Origin of the sequence: Mucilaginibacter sp. PAMC 26640 (genome assembly GCA_001596135.1) — a bacterium.
Lineage (GTDB): Bacteria > Bacteroidota > Bacteroidia > Sphingobacteriales > Sphingobacteriaceae > Mucilaginibacter.
This window is the reverse complement of the sequence record CP014773.1, coordinates 5,044,246-5,067,645: the sequence shown is the minus strand read 5'-3', so window position 1 is coordinate 5,067,645 and position 23,400 is coordinate 5,044,246. Positions and strand designations below refer to the sequence as shown.

General features: G+C 45.1%; 19 protein-coding genes. 17 read left to right on the top strand and 2 right to left on the bottom strand.

Annotation, left to right across the window (positions count from 1 at the left end):
* Positions 1-38 precede the first annotated feature (38 nt).
* The 16 genes from A0256_21890 to A0256_21815 all read left to right on the top strand — a co-directional run bounded on the left by A0256_21890 (position 39) and on the right by A0256_21815 (position 19,396).
* Positions 39-2,591, top strand: a complete 2,553-nt coding sequence (locus A0256_21890) for an outer membrane protein assembly factor BamA (GenBank protein ID AMR33904.1) — start codon at positions 39-41, stop codon at positions 2,589-2,591.
* Positions 2,592-2,609: 18 nt separating this feature from the next.
* Positions 2,610-3,140 carry a hypothetical protein gene (locus A0256_21885; protein AMR33903.1) on the top strand — a complete coding sequence of 177 codons (531 nt, stop codon included), beginning with the start codon at positions 2,610-2,612 and terminating at the stop codon, positions 3,138-3,140.
* A 57-nt stretch (positions 3,141-3,197) separates the two neighbouring features.
* Positions 3,198-3,710 carry a hypothetical protein gene (locus A0256_21880; GenBank protein AMR33902.1) on the top strand — a complete coding sequence of 171 codons (513 nt, stop codon included), beginning with the start codon at positions 3,198-3,200 and terminating at the stop codon, positions 3,708-3,710.
* Positions 3,711-3,778: 68 nt separating this feature from the next.
* On the top strand, positions 3,779-4,660 hold the full coding sequence (locus tag A0256_21875; protein AMR33901.1) for a glutamate racemase: 882 nt from the start codon (positions 3,779-3,781) through the stop codon (positions 4,658-4,660).
* Between the two features lie 139 nt (positions 4,661-4,799).
* Positions 4,800-5,870, top strand: coding sequence for an NADH-quinone oxidoreductase subunit H (locus A0256_21870; GenBank protein AMR33900.1), 1,071 nt, complete (start codon positions 4,800-4,802; stop codon positions 5,868-5,870).
* 72 nt (positions 5,871-5,942) lie between these two features.
* Complete coding sequence (locus A0256_21865; protein AMR34644.1) at positions 5,943-6,539, top strand: 4Fe-4S ferredoxin; 597 nt, start codon at positions 5,943-5,945, stop codon at positions 6,537-6,539.
* Positions 6,536-7,087, top strand: a complete 552-nt coding sequence (locus A0256_21860) for an NADH dehydrogenase (protein ID AMR33899.1) — start codon at positions 6,536-6,538, stop codon at positions 7,085-7,087. The genes A0256_21865 and A0256_21860 overlap by 4 nt, the downstream gene beginning before the upstream one ends.
* Positions 7,084-7,389, top strand: coding sequence for an NADH-quinone oxidoreductase subunit K (locus A0256_21855; protein AMR33898.1), 306 nt, complete (start codon positions 7,084-7,086; stop codon positions 7,387-7,389). Before A0256_21860 ends, A0256_21855 begins: the two co-directional genes overlap by 4 nt.
* Entirely contained in the window at positions 7,389-8,276 is an 888-nt protein-coding gene (locus A0256_21850) for a hypothetical protein (protein AMR33897.1), read from the top strand. The genes A0256_21855 and A0256_21850 overlap by 1 nt, the downstream gene beginning before the upstream one ends.
* Positions 8,273-10,336, top strand: coding sequence for an NADH dehydrogenase (locus A0256_21845; GenBank protein ID AMR33896.1), 2,064 nt, complete (start codon positions 8,273-8,275; stop codon positions 10,334-10,336). The genes A0256_21850 and A0256_21845 overlap by 4 nt, the downstream gene beginning before the upstream one ends.
* Positions 10,336-11,934 carry an oxidoreductase gene (locus A0256_21840; GenBank protein AMR33895.1) on the top strand — a complete coding sequence of 533 codons (1,599 nt, stop codon included), beginning with the start codon at positions 10,336-10,338 and terminating at the stop codon, positions 11,932-11,934. Before A0256_21845 ends, A0256_21840 begins: the two co-directional genes overlap by 1 nt.
* Positions 11,935-11,948: 14 nt before the next feature.
* Positions 11,949-13,604, top strand: a complete 1,656-nt coding sequence (locus A0256_21835) for a hypothetical protein (protein ID AMR33894.1) — start codon at positions 11,949-11,951, stop codon at positions 13,602-13,604.
* A 4-nt stretch (positions 13,605-13,608) separates the two neighbouring features.
* Positions 13,609-15,099, top strand: coding sequence for a hypothetical protein (locus A0256_21830; protein ID AMR33893.1), 1,491 nt, complete (start codon positions 13,609-13,611; stop codon positions 15,097-15,099).
* Positions 15,100-15,342: 243 nt separating this feature from the next.
* On the top strand, positions 15,343-15,798 hold the full coding sequence (locus A0256_21825; GenBank protein AMR33892.1) for a hypothetical protein: 456 nt from the start codon (positions 15,343-15,345) through the stop codon (positions 15,796-15,798).
* A gap of 215 nt (positions 15,799-16,013) precedes the next feature.
* Complete coding sequence (locus A0256_21820; protein ID AMR33891.1) at positions 16,014-17,321, top strand: ammonia channel protein; 1,308 nt, start codon at positions 16,014-16,016, stop codon at positions 17,319-17,321.
* A gap of 47 nt (positions 17,322-17,368) precedes the next feature.
* Complete coding sequence (locus A0256_21815) at positions 17,369-19,396, top strand: hypothetical protein (GenBank protein ID AMR33890.1); 2,028 nt, start codon at positions 17,369-17,371, stop codon at positions 19,394-19,396.
* Positions 19,397-19,569: 173 nt separating this feature from the next.
* Here A0256_21815 and A0256_21810 read toward each other — a convergent pair whose 3' ends face one another.
* The gene (locus A0256_21810; GenBank protein ID AMR33889.1) at positions 19,570-20,421 is read right to left on the bottom strand and encodes a sugar phosphate isomerase; all 852 of its coding nucleotides are present in this window, start codon (positions 20,419-20,421) and stop codon (positions 19,570-19,572) included.
* Positions 20,422-20,627: 206 nt separating this feature from the next.
* Here A0256_21810 and A0256_21805 point away from each other — a divergent pair, with 206 nt between their 5' ends.
* A complete protein-coding gene (locus tag A0256_21805) occupies positions 20,628-22,535 on the top strand; it encodes an amidophosphoribosyltransferase (GenBank protein AMR33888.1) in 1,908 nt (635 codons plus the stop codon).
* 100 nt (positions 22,536-22,635) lie between these two features.
* On the opposite strand, the gene A0256_21800 is transcribed toward A0256_21805, so the two are convergent.
* Positions 22,636-23,289, bottom strand: a complete 654-nt coding sequence (locus A0256_21800; GenBank protein AMR33887.1) for a hypothetical protein — start codon at positions 23,287-23,289, stop codon at positions 22,636-22,638.
* Positions 23,290-23,400 lie beyond the last annotated feature (111 nt).

Below are 23,400 nucleotides of genomic sequence, written 5' to 3'. Positions count from 1 at the left end.
AACTGTATAAATTATTTTTAGCCCACTAAAATATTCGGATGAATAAAGTTTTTTTTGCTATTCTTTTCTCTCTTATAGGCACCGCGGCACTTGCCCAAATACCTGGTCAAAGGCGCCCTACGCTTACAAAATCTATACCGGCTGATAGTTTAAGCTACCTTACTCCTAAGGACTATATTATTGGTGGTGTATCCATTAGTGGCGCTAAATATTTAGATAAAGATGTATTGCTACAGATATCTAAATTAAATAAAGGCGACAAGATCAATCTTCCGGGCGAGGCTAACGCCAACGTGATAAAAGATCTGTACAAACAAGGCCTTTTTGATGACATTCACTTAAATGTTACCGGCATCAATATGGATACCATTTACCTGGAAATTGCCGTTGTGGAACGCCCGCGTTTATCAAGGCTGCATTTAACAGGTATCCGCAAAGGCGAAATTGAAGACGTTACTAAAAAGCTGAGCGATAAAACCGGCAAAATAGTAAACGAGAATTTGCTAAGTACCACCACAGCGATTATCAAAAAGCATTTTCACGAAAAGGGTTACTTATACACTACCGTAAATATTAAGCAAACTAAAGATCCGGGTGATGCCAACAGCGTTATATTGGATGTTGCTGTTGATAAGAAACGGAAAGTGATGATCAATGATGTTACTTTTGAGGGTAACAAGGATTTTTCACAGGCAGCATTACGAAAATACCTGAGCAAAACCCGCCGCCGCCATTGGTACAACCTTTTTGGATCGAAAAAATTCAAACAGGATAAGTACGATGAAGACAAGCAAAACCTGGTTGAAAAGATGCAGGATAAAGGCTACCGCGATGCTGAGCTGGTTAGCGATAGTGTGGTAAGGCATGATGACAAAACTGTTGATGTTAAATTAAAGATTTACGAAGGGCACAAATATTACTTTGGGGGTATTAAATTCTCTGGTAACGCAAGGTACCCTGGTGAAGTACTTACCCGTGTGCTGCAAATAGAAAAAGGGCAGGTATTTAGCGAAGAAGAGCTGAACAAGCGCCTGAGCGGCCCAACACCCAATAACGATGATGTATCATCACTTTATCTTAACGATGGTTATTTAACTTTCAATGCTGATCCGGTACAAACCCGTGTGCATAACGATACAGTTGATCTGGATATCAGGATTTATGAAGGGCCGCAGTATACCATTAGCCGGGTTATATTAAAAGGTAACGATGTTACCAACGATAAGGTAGTTATGCGGGAGATCCGCACCAAGCCGGGCCAGAAGTTTAGCAAGGAACTATTGATCCGCAGTGCGCGTGAAATTGGCCAGCTGGGTAATTTCGACGAGCAAAAAACCGAACCGAGGCCAACTAATATTAACCCTGCAGATGGTACGGTTGATTTGGTGTACAACGTAGTTGAAAAACCTTCAGATCAGATCGAGCTTTCGGGTGGTTTCGGCGGCGGGCAGCTGGTGGGTACCCTGGGGCTAACCTTTAACAACTTCTCCTTACGTAATATATTTAACAGCAAAGCATACCGCCCATTGCCAAAAGGTGACGGCCAGAAACTGAGCTTAAGAGGTCAGTCCAGCGGGCGTACCTACCAAAACTTTTCGTTCACCTTCAGTGAGCCATGGTTAGGCGGTAAAAAGCCAATTTACTTTGCATTGTCAGCCTATACACAGGGTAGTTCTACAGGTCAGTATTATCCAAAAACTAGCCCTAACTACAATAATCTGCGCATCAATGGTGTGGGTATAACCTTGGGTAAGCGCTTGAACTGGCCGGATAACTACTTCCAGTTAAACTACTCGTTAAACTTTGATCATTACAACCTGGATAACTACAGCGGTTACCTGTTCAACAATGGTACATCTTACAACATTAAGTTAACGCAGGAATTCAGCCGTAACTCGGTGGATGTTCCGCTTTATCCAACTTCGGGTTCAAACATTAAGTTAACCCTGCAGGGAACGCCACCATACTCGTTATTTAACAAATTAAATTATAACGTAATAACACCTGAGCAACGCTACCATTTTGTAGAGTACTATAAAGTGAAGTTTGATGCGCAGTGGTTCACCAAAATTACCGGTAAACTGATATTAATGACACAAACCCGTTTTGGTTATCTTGGCCAGTACAACAGCAAAGTGGGTCCATCTCCGTTCGAGCGCTTTAAGCTGGGTGGTGATGGTATGCAGAGCTACCAGTTTTTACAGGGTACCGATATCATTGGTATGAGGGGTTACGAAAATTACTCGGTAGTACCGGTAGGATCTAACTTTAATGCCAATACCAACCAGGGTAATGCTATTTACGACAAATTCACATTCGAGTTGAGGCACCCGGTTATTGCAAGCCAGTCGGCAACAATTTACATGCTGGCATTTGCCGAAGGCGGTAACGTATGGGATAATATTAGCCAGGTAAATCCGTTTAATGTTCGTCGTTCGGTAGGTGTGGGTGCAAGGATATTTTTACCTATATTTGGTTTACTTGGGCTTGATTACGGTTACGGTTTTGACAAAATACCGGGCCAGCCAGATGCTAACAAAGGGCATATCCACTTTACCATCTCACAAAGCTTAAGCGGTGGTTTTAATTAATTTGCACAGCAATACTATATGAAGAAGATAATATTAGTACTCTTTTTTACTTTCACAGCATTTACAGCGGCATTTGCACAGCGCTTTGCTTATGTGGATTCGGATTACATTTTGAAACATGTACCCGAATATGCATCGTCGCAAAAGCAACTTGCAGCATTGTCAGAACAATGGCAAAAAGAAGTTGACGGCCGGTTCCAGGAGATTGACCGTTTATATAAAGCCTACCAGGCCGACCAGGTGTTACTAACACCGGATATGCGCAAACGCCGCGAAGCGGAGATTGTAGACAAAGAAAAGATTGCCAAAGATTTTCAGCGCGAAAAATTTGGACCTGATGGCGAGCTGGCTAAAAAAAGTACGTCGCTGATTAAACCTATCCAGGAAAAAGTGTCAAAAGCAGTGCAAGCAGTTGCCGAAGGCGACAATCTGGATATGATTTTTGACAAAAACAGCGAAGTGATCATGCTATATGCTAGTCCGCGTTATGATAAAAGTAACGATGTAATTACGCGGTTAGGATTAAAGCCCGGAGTGTTTGCCAAATAAAAATTTTATATAAATTCGCGAACTATTATTAAACAACAGAACAGAACAAAAAAAACAATGAAAAAATTATTTAAAGTTGCTTTAGTTGCAGCAGGAATGTTATTTGCAGGCAACTTTGCCCAGGCCCAGAATAAAATAGGCCATATTAATTTTGAGCAGCTGGTAGGCCTTATGCCAGAGACTAAAACACTTTCTTCGCAAATTGATGTCTATAAAAAAACTTTTATAGATCAGTTAACTACATTGAACAACGAGTTGCAAACAAAAGGTAAAGCTTACCAGGAAAAAAGAGCAACCATGACAGATGCAGCTAAAACTGTTGCTGAAGGTGAACTTAACGACCTAAACAGACGGGTACAGGAGTACCAGACAACTGCACAGCAACAAGTAGAAGCTAAAGGTAATGAGTTAACCAAGCCATTGGTTGATAAAGCACGTGCGGCAATTGCTACCGTTGCTAAAGAAAAAGGTTATGCTTACGTATTGAACTCATCACAAACAGATTTGATCGTATCACCTGATGCTGATGACCTGATGGCTGCTGTGAAGCTTAAATTAGGCTTGAAGTAAGCTCAATAAGAATTTATATTATTTATAAAGCGCCCTTAACCGGGGCGCTTTTTTTATTTTTGTGTACTATGGTAAATGGTAGCCCGATAGGCGTATTTGATTCAGGTATTGGCGGTTTAACCGTGTTCAGGTCAATTGTGAGTCAATTGCCCGGCTATGATTATATTTATCTGGGCGATAACGGGCGTGCGCCCTATGGTAACCGGTCATTCAATACCATCCACCAATATACCTGGGAGTGCGTGCAATGGATGTTTAAGCAAGGCTGCCCGCTGGTGATACTGGCCTGCAATACGGCATCTGCTAAGGCCCTGCGTACCATACAGCAGCAGGATTTGCCAAAAGAGCATGCAGACAGGCGGGTGCTGGGCGTTATCCGCCCAACCGCGGAAGTAATTGCTAGTTACACCCAAACAAAAGAGATCGGTGTATTAGGTACCAAGGGCACGGTACAAAGCGGATCGTATTTATTAGAGATTGAACATTTTGCGCCCGAACTGAAAGTTTACCAGCAAGCCTGCCCGCTTTGGGTGCCGCTGATAGAAAATGGCGAGTACGATAAGCCCGGTGCAGACTACTATGTGAAACATTATCTTGATCAGTTAAAAGAGCAATCCGCCAATATTGATACCATCCTCCTGGCATGTACGCACTACCCGCTCTTGCTGGATAAAATAGAAGCGCAGTTGCCTGCTCATGTAAACGTAGTTGCCCAGGGAGATATAGTAGCTACAAGCCTGGTTGACTACCTCCAACGCCACCCCGATATGGAGGAGCACATCAGCAAAACAGGGAGTCTTAGGTTTTATACCACCATAGATGACACCGCGGAATTCGATCATCATGCGTCCCAATTTTTTGGTACCGAAGTGAAGAGCGAGAGTGTGGATGTAAGCGGTAAATGTGCGGATGCGCAGATTTCAGATGTGCAGATGGATGTGGAAGATTAGCCGATGAGCGCAATGGATTGAACGATATCGAGAAATTGCGGTTTAGCCTTCACAAAAAATCGTCACAACCAAAAAAGCACTACTAAAAAAGTCAACTATCCCCCGCATTTATTAAGTTTGCAGCAAAAGCAAAACGCACTTGAATTTTTACTTTACATATTTCCTCATTGCCTTCGGTTTATTTGCTTTTGTGGGCTTGTTTACCATGATTGGCGTATACGCGGAGCGTAAGGTGAGTGCGTTTATTCAGAACCGGCTTGGCCCGACTGAAACGGGTAAATATGGCTCCTTACAGGTATTGGCAGATATGTTAAAAATGGTGCAAAAGGAACTCATTATTCCGGCAGCAGCTGACAAGATCCTGTTCCTGATGGCTCCGGCTATTATTTTTATAGCCGTTTATTTAGGTTTTGCAGCCTTGCCCTGGGCCCCTGGCTTGTTGCCGGCAAAGATCAATATCGGGCTCTATTACATTTTTGCGATCATCTCTATCGAAACCCTTGGCATCCTGATGGCGGGCTGGGGATCTAACAATAAATATGCGATCCTCGGCGCTATGCGGTCGGCAGCGCAGATCATCTCCTATGAAATTCCGGCAGGCTTTGCGCTGATAGCCGTGGTGATGGTAGCGCAGACGCTTAATCTGCAGGATATTGCGATGCAGCAGGGTATATTAGCAGCTGAAAAAATTAAGTTTTTAGGTTATTGGGATGTGACGAATGTAGGCGGAATATTGTCATGGAACATCTTCCGGGCACCGCATCTCATCATTGCCTTTGTAATTTATTTTATCGCCTCGCTCGCGGAGAGCAACCGCGCGCCGTTTGATATCCCGGAAGGCGAATCGGAACTGGTAGCTGGCTTTCATACAGAATTTACCGGGCTGCAATTTGCGCTGGTGTTTTTAGCGGAGTACAGCATGATGTACCTGGTATCGATGGTTGGGGTGATCCTGTTCCTGGGGGCCTGGAATACGCCGCTGCCAAATATTGGTTCAGTAACGTTGGCTACCTGGACAACCGGCACGGCCTGGGGGATCATTTGGATCCTGCTGAAAACCATAGGCCTGGTTGGTGTACAAATGTGGATCAGGTGGACATTGCCCCGTTTACGGGTAGACCAGCTGATGAACCTTTGCTGGAAGGTATTAACGCCAATAGCATTTGCCTGCATGCTGATATCCGGCGTGTGGCGGCTATGGGTAATGTGATGTTGGAATCAAGCAGACAAGAAATTAGAAACAGATAATCGGTGAGATCGCCTAAAATCGGTGAAATCCCAAATAATGATGATAAATAAAGTATTAAACGGTTTTACAACGGCATGGCGGGGGCTCACCCTCACCGTGAAGTACCTCTTTGCGGGTAACCATAAGCGCGAGGTACTGTCGATTTCCGATAACAACTACTTTAAGCAACTGGAGGATACCAACACCATTCAGTATCCTAAGCAGGCACTGCCATCGCCCGAGGTTGGGCGATATCAGCTGGACGTGGAAATTGACGACTGCATAGTGTGCGACCTTTGCGCCAAGATCTGCCCGGTTAATTGCATCGACATCGAATCCATCAAATCAACTGAAGGTTCCATTGGCGAGACATCCGACGGTTCTAAAAAGCTGCTGTACGCCGCCAAGTTTGACATCGATATGGCGAAGTGCATGTATTGCGGCCTGTGTACCATTGTATGCCCAACCGAGTGCATTGTGATGACGAACCAATACGACCGCACCGTATTTGAACTAAGCGATCTTACCTACGAATTTTCGGACATGTCGCCCGAAGTGGCTGCGGAAAAGCGGATGCTATTGGAAAAACAGCAGGCCGAAAAGCAAGCCGCCAAATTAGCTGCCGCGAAGGCAAAGGGAGGGGGCGCATGAGTTTAGTGCAGCTAATGTTTTATGTAATGGCCTTGGTAACGCTGGGGTCGGCATTGGTGGTGGCGGTGAGCGGTAACCTGGTACGCAGTATCTTTATGTTCTTTGTTACCCTGTTTGGGTTGGCAGGGTTGTACGTTTTAGCAATGGCCGATTTTGTAGCGGTAACCCAGATCGTAGTTTATGTAGGCGGCATCCTCGTGCTGATCCTGTTTACCTTTATGCTTTCGGGTAAAGAGGCATTGGCCGCTATCGAACAACAGAAGAACCGGTTTATAAGCTTTGGTAACTTACCGTCGCTCATCCTGGCCGGGTTATTCCTGGTGGTGATGGTTAACGTGGTGTTGAAGGCCGATGCACCACAGTTATCCTGGATAAAAGCCGCTAAAGCGGCAAAGAACGTTATTCCGGTGAATGAATCTACCATCAATAATATCGGTGTTAATTTAATGACGAATTACCTGCTGCCTTTCGAGGTGATCTCGGTATTGCTGATGATTGCATTGGTAGGGGCGGCGCACTTGTCGCGGAAAGAGGAGGTTAGGCCATGATCACCCTGCAGGATTTTATGCTGGTGAGCGCTGTGCTGTTTTGCATCGGTTTGTTCATCATCGTATCCAAAAAGAACGCGATCCAGATCCTGATCGGTATTGAACTGATGCTGAATGCCGCAATCCTCAACCTGGTAGCTTTTGGCCGGTATGACCGCGTGAACAACGGGGGACAAATGTTTGCCCTGTTTGCCATCGTACTGGCGGCCGCAACAACTGCCGTGGCCCTGGCCATAATCTTAAACGTATACCGCCGTTATAAAACCATCGATCCCGATAAATTAAACCAGTTAAAAGATTGATGAAAAAAATAATAGTCTTATTGCTTGTTTTACTATCTGTAACTGCCTTTGCGCAGCGGAAGAAAAAAAGCGCCGCCAAGAAAAAAACCAGTCATAGCGTTAAGCATAAAAGCAAACACCGTAGCAGGCGTAGTGTGAGCCAGGATGAGCCCGTGGAGGAAGAGGTAGTGGAAGAAGAAAAACCAACCTACCCATTTTTAACAGTGGATGCGGTCACAAAAAAGATGACCTTAAAAGACCCGCCGGAAGAAAAGGACAGGCCTTTTGTATTGGTAAATGATAACGTATATGCCGGCCTGTTAGCAAACATCAAAACGGAAGATATCCTGGATATTTCAGTAGTGAACCGCAAGGGAGCCAGGATCATGTATGGACAAAAAGGCGCAGCAGGCGCACTGCTGATTAAAACAAAGCAGGCTTTGCCGGCCGATTTGCCGAATGGCCCTGTACCAATGGCTATGATACCGGTTAAGCAAAAAGCCTTTATTTTAAACGAGGAAGTTACCGACAGGCTATTATCGGATATCGATCCGAGTACGATATTAAAGATCGACACACTGATCCAACCCAAGTTTGTGGGATCCAGGGAGAATGATACCAGTTTGAACGTGACCACCAAATACTACGGCACCAAGTGGTACCAATGGAAATTTGGTACGTTTTCTAAGGCGTATAAATCTTACATCCGTTCGCACCGGGGAAAAGATCTGAAGATGATCTATACCCTACCCAACGGCACCGAACTGACCGGAGAGGACAAACTGCAATTGTTTGAAGCTGCAACCAAGGCGGATATTAAATCCGTAGAATTTACCGCCCCTACAAGCGGCCGGAAAGGCAGTTCGCCTGCAACGGTAACGATTACTATAAATGAGCAAGTGAATTGAACCCAACCACGCTCCATACCGACCCGCAAACCGTAACCCTTGCTATTATAGCAGTGGTGCTGCCTTTTGCTGCGTTTGTCATAAACTTTTTGCTGCTGGGTAAAAGTAAAGCTTCGGGATGGGTATCCACGTTTGCTATACTGATGAGCGCGGTATTGTCGGTAACCGTGTTTGGTAAAGTTTGGAACGATCACGCTATCCACCTGCAGCGCTTGTGGTTCACCATTGGCGAAACAAAGGTGCAGATCGGCATCCTGCTCAATAATCTTTCCGTACTCATGCTGGTGCTGGTTCCGGTGATCGCATTGCCGGTACATATCTATTCCATGGCATATATGAAGGATGATGCAGGGTTTAGCCGTAACTTCCGCTACCTCAGCTTTTTTTGTTTCAGCATGCTGGCGCTGGTAGTGGTAGATAGTTTGCTTACCTTCTATGCCTTTTGGGAACTGGTGGGCTTCTCATCCTACCTACTCATCGGTTTTTGGTTCGACAGGCCCGCGGCGGTAATGGCCAATAAAAAAGCCTTTATCATGAACAGGATAGGCGATATCGGTTTGCTGACTGCTATTATTATTTTGTTTACCCAATTCCATACGTTTGATCTTGATGAGCTGTTTAAGGATGGCGGGTTAGTTGCGAAATCGACCTTCGCTAACGGGCAGTGGCTTTCGGGCGTTGATCACCTGCCTGCGCTTTGGCAATACATCGCCTTTGGCGGTATCTTTTTAGCCGTTGCAGCCAAATCCGCACAGTTCCCCTTACATACCTGGTTGCCCGATGCCATGGAAGGGCCAACTTCTGTTTCCGCACTTATTCATGCGGCTACCATGGTAGCTGCCGGCGTGTTCCTGTTAGGCAGGGTATATCCTTTGTTCAACGAGGCTGAGCTTACCACCCTGGCTAGCGTAGGTTGCTTTACGGCCTTTATGGCCGCTACCATTGCGCTTACGCAAAACGACATTAAGCGCGTGCTGGCTTATTCTACCATTTCTCAATTGGGTTATATGGTGATGGCGATGGGCGTCGGCGCTTACTCCTCATCATTGTTTCACCTGGTAACGCATGCGTTTTTTAAATGCCTGCTGTTTTTGGTGGCCGGTATTGTTATCCATGAAGTAAAACACATCAGCGACGAAAATAAACTTGATATCGACCCGCAAAATATCCTCTATATGGGCGGCCTGCGGAAAAAACTCCCGCTTACTTTTATAGCCGCAATCTTAGGTGCTGTAGCGCTGGTCGCCTTGCCGTTTACAAGCGGCTTTTTATCTAAGGATGGCATTTTGGTACAAGCCTTCAACTGGAGCAGTGGTAAAAGTCCGCTGCTCAGTATTATACCAATTGTAGCAATGGTCACCAGCTGGCTTACTGCTTTTTATGTGTCGAGGCTGGTCATCAAGGTTTTCTTTGGCGAATTCCGCCTGCAAGAAATGAACCCGCTTATTAAGATCCACATGGGCGATGGCGATTGGCGTTACAAACTGCCGCTGGTATTCCTGGGGCTGTGTTGCCTGTTTCCGCTGTTTTCATTCAACCCTTTCTCGTATGAAAGTTCCTGGCTGTACAAGGTATTTGCATTGAAGGCTGCTGAAGAACACCAAAGTATATTCGCCGCAATTGTTCCTGCCCTGGTGACGGTTGTAAGTCTTGGCGTAATCTACAGTGCTTATGTGATCTACGCTAAACGCAATACCTGGTCTGCACCGCAATCAGGGTTGCTTTATCGCCTCTCTTTCAACGAGTGGTATATCGACCGTTTTTATAACCGGGTTATTGTAAAATTTGTACTTTGGCTCAGCGCAGCTCTCTATTGGTTTGATAAAAACCTGATCGATGGATTTGTGAACCTATTAGGGAAAGCAGGATTGTGCATCGCCAAATTCACTGCCTGGTTTGATAAATATATTGTAGATGGCATTTTATTGCTGGCTGCCCAACTGGTGCAAACTATTGGTAATTTTGCACGCCGTTTCCAGGGCGGCAAAGTGCAATACTATTTATACAGTATGCTCCTGGCGGTAATTGCCGTATTTATTTTAAAACTGATCTGGACCTGATGAACATATTAACCCTGCTCATATTTACGCCTATCCTGTTTGGCATTATCATCCTGGTGCTGCCCACTTCCCTGCGGGCCAGTTTTAAATATATCACGCTTTTTGCAACGCTGCTGCAATTGGGTATCAGCATTTGGATGTATACCAACTTTAAAACCGGTACCGCTTATGCGGGTGTCAGTAACGAGAGCCAGTTTCAGTTTGTGCAAAAGCTGCCCTGGATCCACCTCGATCTTGGTCCGGCTGGTAAAATGCAAATAGATTACTTTGTCGGGATCGACGGGATTTCCATCACTTTAATGGTGATGACCTGCCTGGTGATGGTGGTTGCCGCCGTTGCTTCCTGGGAGATCAAGAGTAATTTGAAGGGCTTTTTCGCGCTGTTCTTGCTATTGGATATGGCCGTAGTGGGCGTATTCTGCGCGCTGGATTTCTTCCTATTCTATACTTTTTACGAGCTGATGCTGCTACCGCTATACTTTTTGATAGGGATGTGGGGCGGTGCCAGGCGTGAATATGCCGCCATTAAGTTTTTCCTGTATACGCTCTTTGGTTCGGTATTTATGCTGCTGGTAATGGTGGGCCTTTACCTGTCGGTTAAAGACCCTGCAACAGGTAACCATACTTTCAATATCATCCAGATGATGAATCCGGCCAATTTTATCAACGGCTCGGTATTCTCTGCACTCTCTCATGCTACCATTCTGGGCATGCCTGCGCGCATGGTGGGCTTCGTTGTGTTATTCATCGCCTTTGCTATTAAGGTGCCGGTGGTGCCTTTGCATACCTGGCTGCCGGATGCACACGTAGAAGCACCAACACCCGTATCCATTATACTGGCTGGCGTATTGTTAAAGATAGGTGGTTACGGCATCATCCGCATCTGCATGGGTATCTTCCCGGATTCTGCCCACAGCAGCGCGTTTTGGCTGGGACTGCTTGGTGTTATCTCCATTCTGTACGGTGCATTTAATGCTTTGGCGCAGCGCGATCTGAAACGGTTGATCGCGTACTCTTCCATATCGCATATGGGTTTTGTGCTGCTGGGTATTGCCTCCAATACCGCCGAGGGCATCAGCGGCGCCATGATGCAAATGGTAAGTCACGGCTTTTTATCAACCATGCTCTTTTTCCTGGTAGGGGTGATCTACAACCGGGTGCACGACAGGGATATTTACCACTTCCGCGGACTAGGCAGCCTGATGCCGCGCTACACGGTATATGTTATGATTGCATTCTTCGCTTCTTTGGGTTTACCTGGCTTTTCCGCTTTTGTGGCCGAGGCATTTTCCCTGGCCGGTGCATTTAAGTCGCCTTCGGTTAATGGCCTGTTACCTTACTGGATGGCGGTTGGCGGTTCGGTAGGTATATTACTTAGCGCCGCTTACTTTTTGTGGACTTTGCAGCGCATGTTCTTCGGCACCTTATCACTCAAAGGCGGCGACTTCTGGAAGACCGCCCTAACCGATATCGACTTTAGGGAAACCATCACCTTGTTACCGCTGGCGCTGATCGCGTTGGTGCTTGGATTGATGCCTTCGCTGGTGTTTGATAAAATCAACGATTCGGTATTGGCACTGGTGCAGTTTATTAAATAATCTTTAAAAGCATTATGGAATTGGGCGGGATGCTGCATCCTACAGGTAAATTAAAAATAATGATGAAAAAGCTATTATTTATTGCCTGCCTGTTTTTCTGCTTCCATTTAGCTAATGCTGATGAGGGCGTAAAAATTCCATCCAAAGTAGAAAAGGTGACCGTTTTTTTGAATGGGGCACAAGTAACCCGCACCTCGCTGGTCAACATAGCCTCGGGGACTACCACCCTTATTTTCGATAATATTTCTCCTAACCTGGATGCTGCCAGTATGCAGGTGAGGGCAGGCGGCGATTTTACTATCTTATCCGTAAAGCACGAGTTGAATTACCTTGGCACACAAGTTAAAAATAAGCAAGTGGACGATTTGCATTTATTGCAAAAAGGACTGCGCGACAAACTATCCCTCCAATCCACATTATTAAATATCAACCAGGAAGAAGCCAATATGCTGGCAAAAAACCAGGTGGGCAATGGCCAAACCGGCGGGCTGGATGTAGTTAAATTGAAAGCCGCACTCGATTTTCAAACGGCTCGCTTAACCGAGATAAAAAAGAAAGAACTGGCGATTAATAACGAAATAGAAGCACTCAATACGCAACTCAGCAAATACGATAACCAGATCAATACTTTGGTAAATGCTCAGGTTGCGGCCACGAGTAATATATTGGTAGAGGTATCATCAAAAACTGCTTTGCAGTCTACCTTTACACTTAGTTATGTGGTCAACAATGCCAGGTGGTACCCGGCGTACGATATCCGTGCTAAAGATGTGAACAGTCCGGTGGTTATCGCCTATAAAGCCAATGTATCGCAACAATGCGGTGAGGATTGGAAAGGGGTGAAGCTGACGCTGTCCACAGGTGATCCGTCCGTAAGCGGCGTTAAACCGGAATTAAGGCCTTATTATCTGGATATTTACACGCCAGTCGCAGTGGGTTACTATGAAAAAAATAGCAATTTATCCGAGGTCGTAGTCTCCAAAGCAGTAACCGGAAGAGTGGCCGGGGTCAATGTTAATAAAGATAGCAGTATTCCGGTCGCTGTTGATCAAACCGAGAACCAAACCAATATGGAATTCAATATCCAGAATCCGTTTTCGGTTCCGGGTGATGGCAAACCGTATTCGGTAGAGATAGACCAGGTGACCACCGATGCGAAGTTTCAATACTATGTGGCGCCAAAACTAAGCACCGATGTGTTTTTGACCGCCCGTATTACGGATTGGACAAAGTATAATTTCCTCTCCGGCGAAGCTAACCTGTTTTTTGAAGGAACTTTTATCGGTAAATCTGTTTTGGATACACGCGCCGCCAATGATACTTTGAGCTTATCTTTGGGGGTTGATAAAAATATTGTGGTAAAACGCATCATGCAGGTTTTAAACGAGAAGCCGGGATTGCTGGGATCGAGCAAAAAAGAAACGCGCGACTGGATGATCTCTATCAGGAACCGAAAGAATCAACCGGTGAATTTACTGGTGGAAGACCAGGTACCCGTAACGCAAAATACCGCTATTGAAGTGGACACCCAGGAAACCAGCGGGGCCGAAGTAAATAAATTAACAGGCAAATTGAGCTGGACATTGACATTTAACCCGCAAACGGTAAAACAGCTGAGGGTAAAATACCAGGTTAAATACCCTAAAAACCAAACCGTAATAGTTCAATAGACAAATGCAGCAACTCATCCCCGGCATACACAACCAGTTAAATGATGTTTTTACGAGCATACCCATGTTTATGCCCGAGATTTATTTAACTGCGTTGTTTATCCTGGTATTGCTAACCGATCTTTTCTTCGGGAAAGGCTCAACTTGGCTTTGCCGCACGGTGGCATGCGCCGGTATCGTGTTTGTGATCTATAAAGATTTTGAACAGTTTGAGATGATTTTGGATGGGGCGCACAAATTGTTCAACGGCATGCTGATGCTGCACCGCAATGTGATCATTTTTAAGCTCATCATTGATGTGCTGATGTTTATCCTGCTGCTGTATTTTACCTGGGATCATAAATTAAAGTCGCATAAAAAAGGCTTGTCAGATTTGTATACCATTGCCGTAGGGTCGGTTTTGGGCCTGCATTTAATGGTGCTTTCTATTAACTTGCTGGCCATGTACCTGGCTATCGAAATGGTTTCTATAGCATCATACCTGTTGGTTGCCTACAAATCCGAAAGAGGGGTGAGTACGGAGGCCGGTTTAAAATACGTACTGTTCGGCGCGGCATCATCGGCGGTAATGCTTTATGGCATTTCTCTTTTGTATGCGTTTACCGGTTCATTGAATTTCTATGACGAGGCCAGCGTGGCTTTACTAACTCATGTAAACCCTTTCAGTGTATCTTTTGCTGTTGTGCTGGTGCTTGCGGGGATCGGTTTTAAGTTGTCATTCGTGCCCGTACATTTTTGGGTGCCCGATGTTTACGAGGGTGCAGCAACGCCTGTTACCGCCTACCTTTCTACGCTGCCAAAAATTGCAGCGTTTGCCTTACTGCTCAATTTTATTGCGCCGCTGGTTTATTTGGATGTTTTAAATTTGAGACTTATCCTCTCGGCTATTGCTATCCTCACCATGGTGGCAGGTAACTTCGCGGCAGTAATGCAAACCAATGTGAAACGGATGCTGGCCTATTCAGGAATCGGCCATACCGGTTTTGCATTGATGGCCCTGATCACTTTTACCCAGCAGGGCTTTTCATCACTTACCTATTACCTGCTGATGTATGGCCTGGGCAATATTGCCGCGCTGGCTTTAGCCAACTACTTTGAGAACGCAGAAGGCATTACGGACGTGCGCGATTACAAAGGCCTCGGCTTTAAATATCCCCTGGCTTCGGTATGCTTTGTGGTGATCCTCATCTCCCTAACCGGTATCCCGGTAAGCGCAGGTTTCACGGGGAAGCTGTTTGTGTTTTCATCAGTATATGCGGTATATCAGCAAACAAATGACGTGTGGTTATTAGCCATGCTGATCACGGGGGCTATTACTACGGTAGTGGGTTTGTTTTATTACATCAAGATCCCCCTCAACCTGTTCCTTAAACGTACCGAATTGATCATCAGCGAAAATAAGTGGAGCATTAAGTTGGTGATTCTGTCGATCGTGATCGCTGTAGTGTTGATAGCCTTTGGGGTGTTTCCGGATGCGCTGATGAGGCACATGTAGATAAGATAAGGCGCAATTTTTGTAACAAATAAAGCCTATTAGCGTTATTGTTAAGGTTTTACACACAAAAAATTTTATATATTTGTTAAACAATAAACATCATGGCAAATTCAAATAAAAAAGAAATACCGGATGGTATTCCGGCTTTCATGAAAAAGATGATGGAAGATAAAAGGGATATCAAACAAGCTATTCTTGATAAAAAGTCTTTAACAGAGTTGGCAAAGGAAAAAGGCATAAAGTTTGCAAAGCTCTTATGATATACAGTCGTCAGATGACGGCTTAACTTACTATTTCCAAACAAGATTTAACGTTATTTATACTTTGGTGCTAACAGTCTACTACATAGAAGACGTTAGCACCTTTTCTTTGTCACTGTATCCCGATAAAGAAATCAACTTGTTTGATTCGTGGGTTAAAAATACAGTTACTAAAATCATCGGTTCATTTTTGGAAAACGATTCAAACATAATATTTTACATCTGTGACAGTACCGACGAACGGGAGACGAAGCGGCACAAGGTATTTGAATACTGGTACAAAAAATCAAAAACAGTTTACCAAAATGTTGGCAAGCATAATTATTCGATAAGGTCTTCACACGGCTATACTATTAATTCATCCCTCCTTTACAATATCGAAAATCCACTGGCTGGTTACATCATCGATAAATTTGAAAGATTGATGAATGATATTTAAATGTATATTTTTTCTTTCTTGATCTATTAAATAATTGGGGTAGTGCAGGGAATAGGAGATAGCGGGCATAGATTCCCAGTTTAATTTAGAATGAATAACTCTGTTTAATTTTCCTCTATAAACCACATATAATTTGTAGTTATTTTACATTTTATAACTTACCTTATTAAAAAAATTATAATTTCAGCCGATCAAATCCAATTGTGTTGAAATCTATGAAACGGTATTTCCCTTTTTTTGTAATCCTCGTAATTTTAGGTCTTACTTTCCTGTTCCCATCTGTCGAGTACGACAGTTCGGTGAAACCTAATTTTAATACCGGCGATATTGCCTGGATGCTGATGTCGACTGCCTTGGTACTGATCATGACTCCCGGGTTAGCTTTCTTTTACGGCGGTATGGTCAACAAAAAAAATGTGATCTCTACCATGCTGCAAAGCATTGTTTGTATGGTGATCATTACGGTAATGTGGGGTATTTTTGGTTTCAGTTTAGCCTTCGGCGATAGCATTGGTGGGGTTATCGGCAACCCAACTACCTATTTTATGATGAAGGGCATGTTGGGCAATGCCAGCTGGCCCTTGGCACCAACCATTCCGCTTTTGCTGTTTGCCATGTACCAGTTAAAGTTTGCTATTATCACCCCGGCGCTTATTACCGGTGCCTTTGCAGAGCGCATCCGGTTCAACTCCTATATAATTTTCCTGGTTTTATTTTCGATCTTCATTTTTTCGCCTTTGGCGCACGCTACCTGGCACCCTGATGGGGTTTTGGCCAAATTAGGCGTGTTAGATTTTGCAGGCGGAACGGTAGTGCACATGTCGGCCGGCTGGGCTGCATTGGCCTCTGCCCTGTATTTAAAACGCCGCAACGAAGCCAACCACTCGCCCGCCCGCATCACCTACGTCATGATTGGTACGGGGTTATTATGGTTCGGCTGGTTTGGTTTTAACGCGGGTTCGGCATTTGGGGCAAATCATTTGGCGGTAACCGCCCTGGCCACCAGTACAACTGCATCAGCAGCTGCCGGCGTTACCTGGATCTTCTTCGATATGCTGCGAAAGCGCAAGCCATCGGCCATGGGTACCTGTATTGGTGCGGTGGTAGGTTTGGTAGCGATAACACCTGCGGCGGGTTTTGTAAGTGTGCCGCATTCATTGGCTATTGGCATTATATCGGCAGTGGTAAGTAATTTGGTGGTTGAGTGGCGTACCCGCACCAGTATTGATGATACCCTTGATGTTTTCCCTTGCCACGGGGTAGGTGGTATGGTGGGCATGTTGCTTACCGGTGTGTTTGCCAACAAAGCGGTTAACGCAGCCAATGTTACCGGCGACGGTTTATTCTTCGGTCACACACATTTATTCTTTATCCAATTGGTAGCGCTGGTAGCTACCTCGATATTTGCTTTCTTTGGCTCGCTGCTGCTACTGAAGATCACCGATATGATCTCACCGCTGCGCGTATCTAAAGAAGATGAGGTGCTTGGGCTGGACATCAGCCAGCATGGCGAGAAATTGTAAATAGCATTGCAATAAACATTAAATGGCCCGGCTCAACCGGGCCATTTTTGTTTGCTGATACCGCTAATACCATTATATTTGAGCTACTTAAAACCCTCACCATGAAAAATTTCCTCTCAGCTTTCTTGCTGCTATTTGTTAGTTCCATTGCCCAGGCCCAGGATCTGCCAGCCGATAGCGGCGTATTCCTGCTGCACAAATTTGAGCAACATATTGGTAAAGAAACTTACAAGGTTTATCATGATAAAGATGTTAAGAAGTATGTAGTGGATTTTAAGTTTGTGGATAGGGGGAGCCCGGTGCCATTAAAGGCGACCCTCAAAGTAAACCCCGTTGGAGATCCGCTGGAGCTGCTGATCAAGGGAAGTACCTCCCGGTTTTCTACCGTAGATGATTCCATCAGTATTAAAGGCAACACGGCCGCCATCCGGGTAAATGATTCAACATATACCAAAACGATACTTCCTTTTACCTTTCCGGTTACGGGGTATTCTCCTGCTACGGTGCAAATGTTGCTGCTAAAATACTGGAACACCAAAAAGCAGCCTGCAACCATCAACACTTTGCCCTATGGCGCGCTGCAAATAAAAAAAGCGGGCACCGATATTCTCACCTTCGATGGCAAGCCGTTGCCGCTGATCCGCTATACCATAAGCGGTTTAATTTGGGGTAACGAACAAGTTTGGACAGATAACGCGGGCAAGTTAATGTGTATCCTTACCATTGATGCCGAGGGTGATAAAACCGAAATGATGAGCGAGGCTTACGAGTCTTTGCTGCCTGAATTGATCAAAAGGGCAGCAGGTTATGGGATGGATGCATTTAGTAAAGCGGCACCGGTATCGGTTGCAGGTACGGGCACTATCGCGGTTACCAACGGTACAATCGTCAATGTAGCTGATGGCACCACCACGCCAAACGGGGTGTTATTGTTGCAAAACGGCATGATTAAAGCCATCGGTAAAGCAGCGGAAGTGAATATTCCAAAGGGAGCAAAGGTCATCGATGCTAAAGGGAAAAGTATTTTGCCGGGACTGTGGGATATGCACGCCCACTTTGAACAAACCGAATGGGGACCGGCCTACCTCGCTGCGGGCGTAACTACTGTGCGCGACTGTGGTAATGAACTTGGTTTTATAGACGCTGTGCAAAAAGCCATCGATAGCGGTAAGGGCATTGGTCCTAAAATTCTGATGGCGGGTATCATTGATGGCAAGGGGCCCATGGCACTGGGGATCATTCAGGCGGATTCGAAGGAAGAAGCCATTAAAGCCGTTGATACTTATAAAGAACGTGGGTTCGACCAGATAAAAGTGTACAGTTCGGTAAAACCGAAAATATTGAAGGCTATCTGCGATGAGGCGCATAAACTTGGCCTGACGGTTACCGGCCACATCCCGAACGGTATGACGTTGAAGGCAGGTGTAGACTCGGGGATGAACATGGTGAACCACATGCAATACGTTTACGCTATGATGAAACGTAACAAAGACCGCAGCATCAACTTTGATGACAGCACCAGCAAGGCGGCGCTTAAATACCTCGAAGACCGCAAGGTGGTCATCGATCCAACCATCGGCGTTTACGATCTGTCGTTTCGTAACATTAAGGATGATATCACCAAAATGGAACCAGCTTTTTACACCCTGCCGTTGCCGTTGCAAACCCAGTTTAAAAACACCGGTGAAGATGTAGAAACAGCAGCATCGCTAAAGCCGTTGCTGGCCGGAATGAGTAAGCTGGTGAAGTTACTTTACGATGCCGGTGTGCCGGTAGTAGCCGGTACTGATATGGGGTTCCCCGGCTTTAGCGTTGACCGTGAGCTGGAACTGTACGTAGCTGCAGGACTTACCCCTGCCCAGGCCATTAAAACTGCCACGCTGATCCCGGCACAGGTAATGGGCCTTGCTGATAAAACGGGCAGCATAGCCACCGGTAAAAATGCCGATATCATTATAGTAGATGGTAACCCGCTAACCAACATCCGCGATATCCGTAATGTAAAAGTGGTGATCAAAGCAGGCAAGATCTATGACCCCGGCACCCTGCACCGCATGGTTGGGTTTAGTAAGTAGGGTTACGATTTAAGGATTAAAAGATTAAGCAGGATTCGGAGCCTTGTATCTGAATACTTATTCACTTGTCATTTCGAAAGAGGATAAATCTTACATGGCCGATAAGCGAACTATGCACATGGGCTTGTTGTGTAAGATTTCTAAATTCGTTCGAATGCCAAGAGAAAACATGTCTACAGCTCTTTCAAATATTTAATCGTTACCGGGATCTGTGCTGCGTGGTTAGGGCTTTCGTCTTCGATAAAGTAATGGCGTATATTCACCATTTGCGCTGCTTTTAATACCTCCGGTATGTTGATCTGCCCCGTACCCAAGGCTACGTCGTTTTTAATGTCGGTACCGCCCGTCAGGTCGTTAGCTACGCCTTTGCGGATATCTTTCAGGTGCATTAGTTTCCAGCGTTTTGGGTATTTGAGCAGTAGTTTCGCGGGGTCCTGGCCGCCGTGAAAGGCCCAAAGCATATCCATTTCGAAATTTACATAGTGCGGGTTGGTGTTTTTTACGATATAATCAAACAAGGTACCATCTTCATAAGGCACAAATTCGTATCCGTGGATGTGGTAACAAAGGTCTACCGCGTTAGCCTTTAAAGTGCGGCCGGCTTTGTTCAGATCAGCTACGGCTTTCTTAGCATCTTCAATAGTGAAGATTTTGCCGTGCGGTAACCAGGCCACCATTGCATAATCCGCACGCAGTATACCCGCCATACGGACAACTTCCATAGGGGCTTTAACCAGGCTGTCGTAATCAACGCCGATTGAGGGCATGCTGAGGTGCCTGTCGGTGAGCATTTTTCTGAACTTGAAAATGTCCAGTCCTTTTGGTCCGGGGCCTTCTATTTCATTGATCCCCAAAGCTTTTATGGAATCGAGTACGGCTTCTGTATTTTTGGCAAAGCTCGCGCGGTAAGTATAAGCCTGGATACCAATAGCTTTATTGAATCCTGTTTTAGCCTTTTTTTGCGCGAAAGACTGATTGATGATTATACCGGCCAGCATGGCGGTGAGCAGCAATATTTTTTTCATAAAGGGTTATTTGTATCTCAAAGTTAACAATTGTGGCCGGGAAAGTTTTTTGATAACCAAATTCACGAAGTAAGAAGCCACCCTTGCAGATAAAATATTTAGCGAATGAGTTAAATTAATTAATCATAAAATGATGGTTAAATAATGACAATATGTTTAAACACTATATAAGATAAAGTCCTAAATTTGCGGCCTGATTACCAACCATGAGCGATTCGATAAAGCATGAGTGCGGTGTGGCTTTTATCCGTCTTTTAAAGCCATTATCCTTTTACCAAAAAAAATACGGCACAGCGCTGTACGGGATTAACAAATTATACCTTTTAATGGAAAAACAGCATAACCGGGGCCAGGATGGCGCGGGCGTTGCTACCATTAAACTGGATATTGAACCCGGCAAGCGGTACATAAGCCGGCACCGAAGTATGGCCTCCAATGCGGTGGCGGATATCTTCGAATATATCCAAAAAAAATTTGCGGATATAGAAAAGGAGATGCCTGAAAAAATGCAGGATGCCGAATGGCTCAAAGAACATGTAAGCTTTACCGGCGAAGTTCTCTTGGGCCATTTGCGTTATGGTACCCACGGCAAAAACAGTATAGAAAGCTGTCACCCTTTTCTGCGGCAAAACAACTGGATGACCCGTAACCTGGTGATTGCAGGTAACTTCAACATGACAAATGTTGATGAACTGCTGCAGCAACTCTACGATTTGGGTCAGCACCCGAAAGAACAGGCGGATACCATCACCGTTCTGGAAAAAATGGGCCACTTTATTGATACCGAGAATCAGGGCCTGTTTGACCAGTACAAACGCGAAGGCCTGGATGATAACCGCGAGATCAGCAAGCTGATAGCCAATGATATGGATGTAGCCAAGATTTTGCGTAAAAGCGCAAAGAACTGGGATGGTGGTTATACCATAGCAGGTATTTTGGGCCACGGCGATGCATTTGTAATGCGCGACCCGGTAGGCATCCGCCCGGCATATTATTACTATAATGACGAGATTGTAGTGGCTGCTTCAGAGCGCCCTGCTATCCAAACCGCTTTTAATATCCCGATAGGGGAGGTAAGAGAAATAAGACCCGGCCATGCACTTATCGTTAAAAAGAACGGTAAGATCACCGAGGAGATGTTTAGCGAACCGAAAGAGAAAAAAGCATGTTCTTTTGAGCGGATCTATTTTTCCCGCGGCAGCGATGCATCCATCTACCGGGAGCGTAAACAGCTTGGCCGTTTGCTTTGCCCGCAGATTTTGGGAGCTGTAGAGAATGACGTTAAAAATACCGTGTTCTCCTATATCCCGAACACAGCCGAAGTTGCCTTTTATGGCATGGTTGAAGGGATCCATAAATACATTAAGCAATACCAGCGCGAACGGCTGCTTAACCGCGATGACAAGATCAGTGAAGAAGAACTGACCGAAGTGCTGAGCATGGCACCGCGCGTGGAGAAGATAGCGATTAAGGATGTTAAGCTGCGTACGTTCATTACCCAGGATGCAGACCGGAGCGAAATGGTGGCACACGTATATGATACCACTTACGGCCTGATCAAGAATGACCAGGATACTTTGGTTGTTCTGGATGATTCTATTGTACGTGGTACTACGTTAAAACAAAGTATCCTGAAGATCCTGGATCGTTTGGGCCCTAAGAAAGTTGTGGTCGTTTCTTCCGCACCGCAGATCCGTTACCCGGATTGTTACGGTATTGATATGTCGCGCATGGGCGAGTTTGTTGCGTTTGAAGCGGCGATTAGCTTGTTAAAAGATGCCGGCAAAGATGATGTGATATTAGGCGTTTATCAGAAATGTAAAGACGGTTTAAAATTGCCTAAAGAGGACGTTGAAAACTACGTTAAAGCGATTTACGAGCAGTTTACCGATCAGGAGATCTCTGATCGTATTGCACAGATCATTACGCCTAAAGGCGTAAAATGCGAAGTGCAGGTGTTGTATCAAACATTAGATAACCTGCATATTGCCTGCCCGGATCATACCGGCGATTGGTACTTTAGCGGTGATTACCCAACCCCGGGTGGTAACAAAGTAGTAAATCGTGCCTTTGTTAACTGGATGGAAGGTAAGAACCAGAGAGCTTACATGTAAATAAGAACAAAAGCTGATAAGTAAAGGCGGAAGGTTTTAGATCTTTCGCCTTTTTTTGTTGAAGAAATGTAAAAGCTATCGTTTAGAATGCATGGCATTTTTACGCCGCCGGTGCCGAGAAAATATAATGCGTAACCAACCGGTCTATTAAAACCAGCGACGCTATTATCAGGGCTATACCAGCCACCTGGTTTAAGCGGTGTACCAATTTTACAGAGATCTTATCGCGCAGTTTATCGGCATAAAAGGCCTTGGTAGTATCCAAACCAAACTGTACAACAAGTATAGCAAGGAACATAATGGCTATTTTTAGGCTGCGATTGTGTACGCCTTCGTGGTAAACCGTACTTGCGGCACCGATGACTACCGTCCAGTGGAAAAGGATGGTAGGATTGAAAATGCACATCAAAAATCCTTTGAAAAAGTAACCGGCACGGTCTACGGTAGTAGGCACTTTGTTCTTATAGTTAACATCGCTCTTCTTAAAGAGATAGTAAATTCCAATGGTAAAAAGGATGATGCTTCCAAATACACCTATGATGGTTTTGGTATGTGCACTAACGCTAAATAGTTGCGAACCAAACAGAATTGCTCCGACAAATACCACGTCGCTGCATACAACGCCAAGGGCAAGCGCCACGCCTGCATGAAAGCCCTTTTCGATACTGGTTTTAATTAACGCGAAAAAAACAGGGCCGGTTATAAACGTTAGCACTAAGCCAAACCCAATTCCCGAAATAATGGCTTCTATCATTAATTAAGGCTTATAATCCTGATTTCATCCAGGCAAAAAGTCAGGGCACTAATATGCGACATTTATCTGTTAAACACCAAAAACTTAAATTGTGATTTATAATTTGAAAAA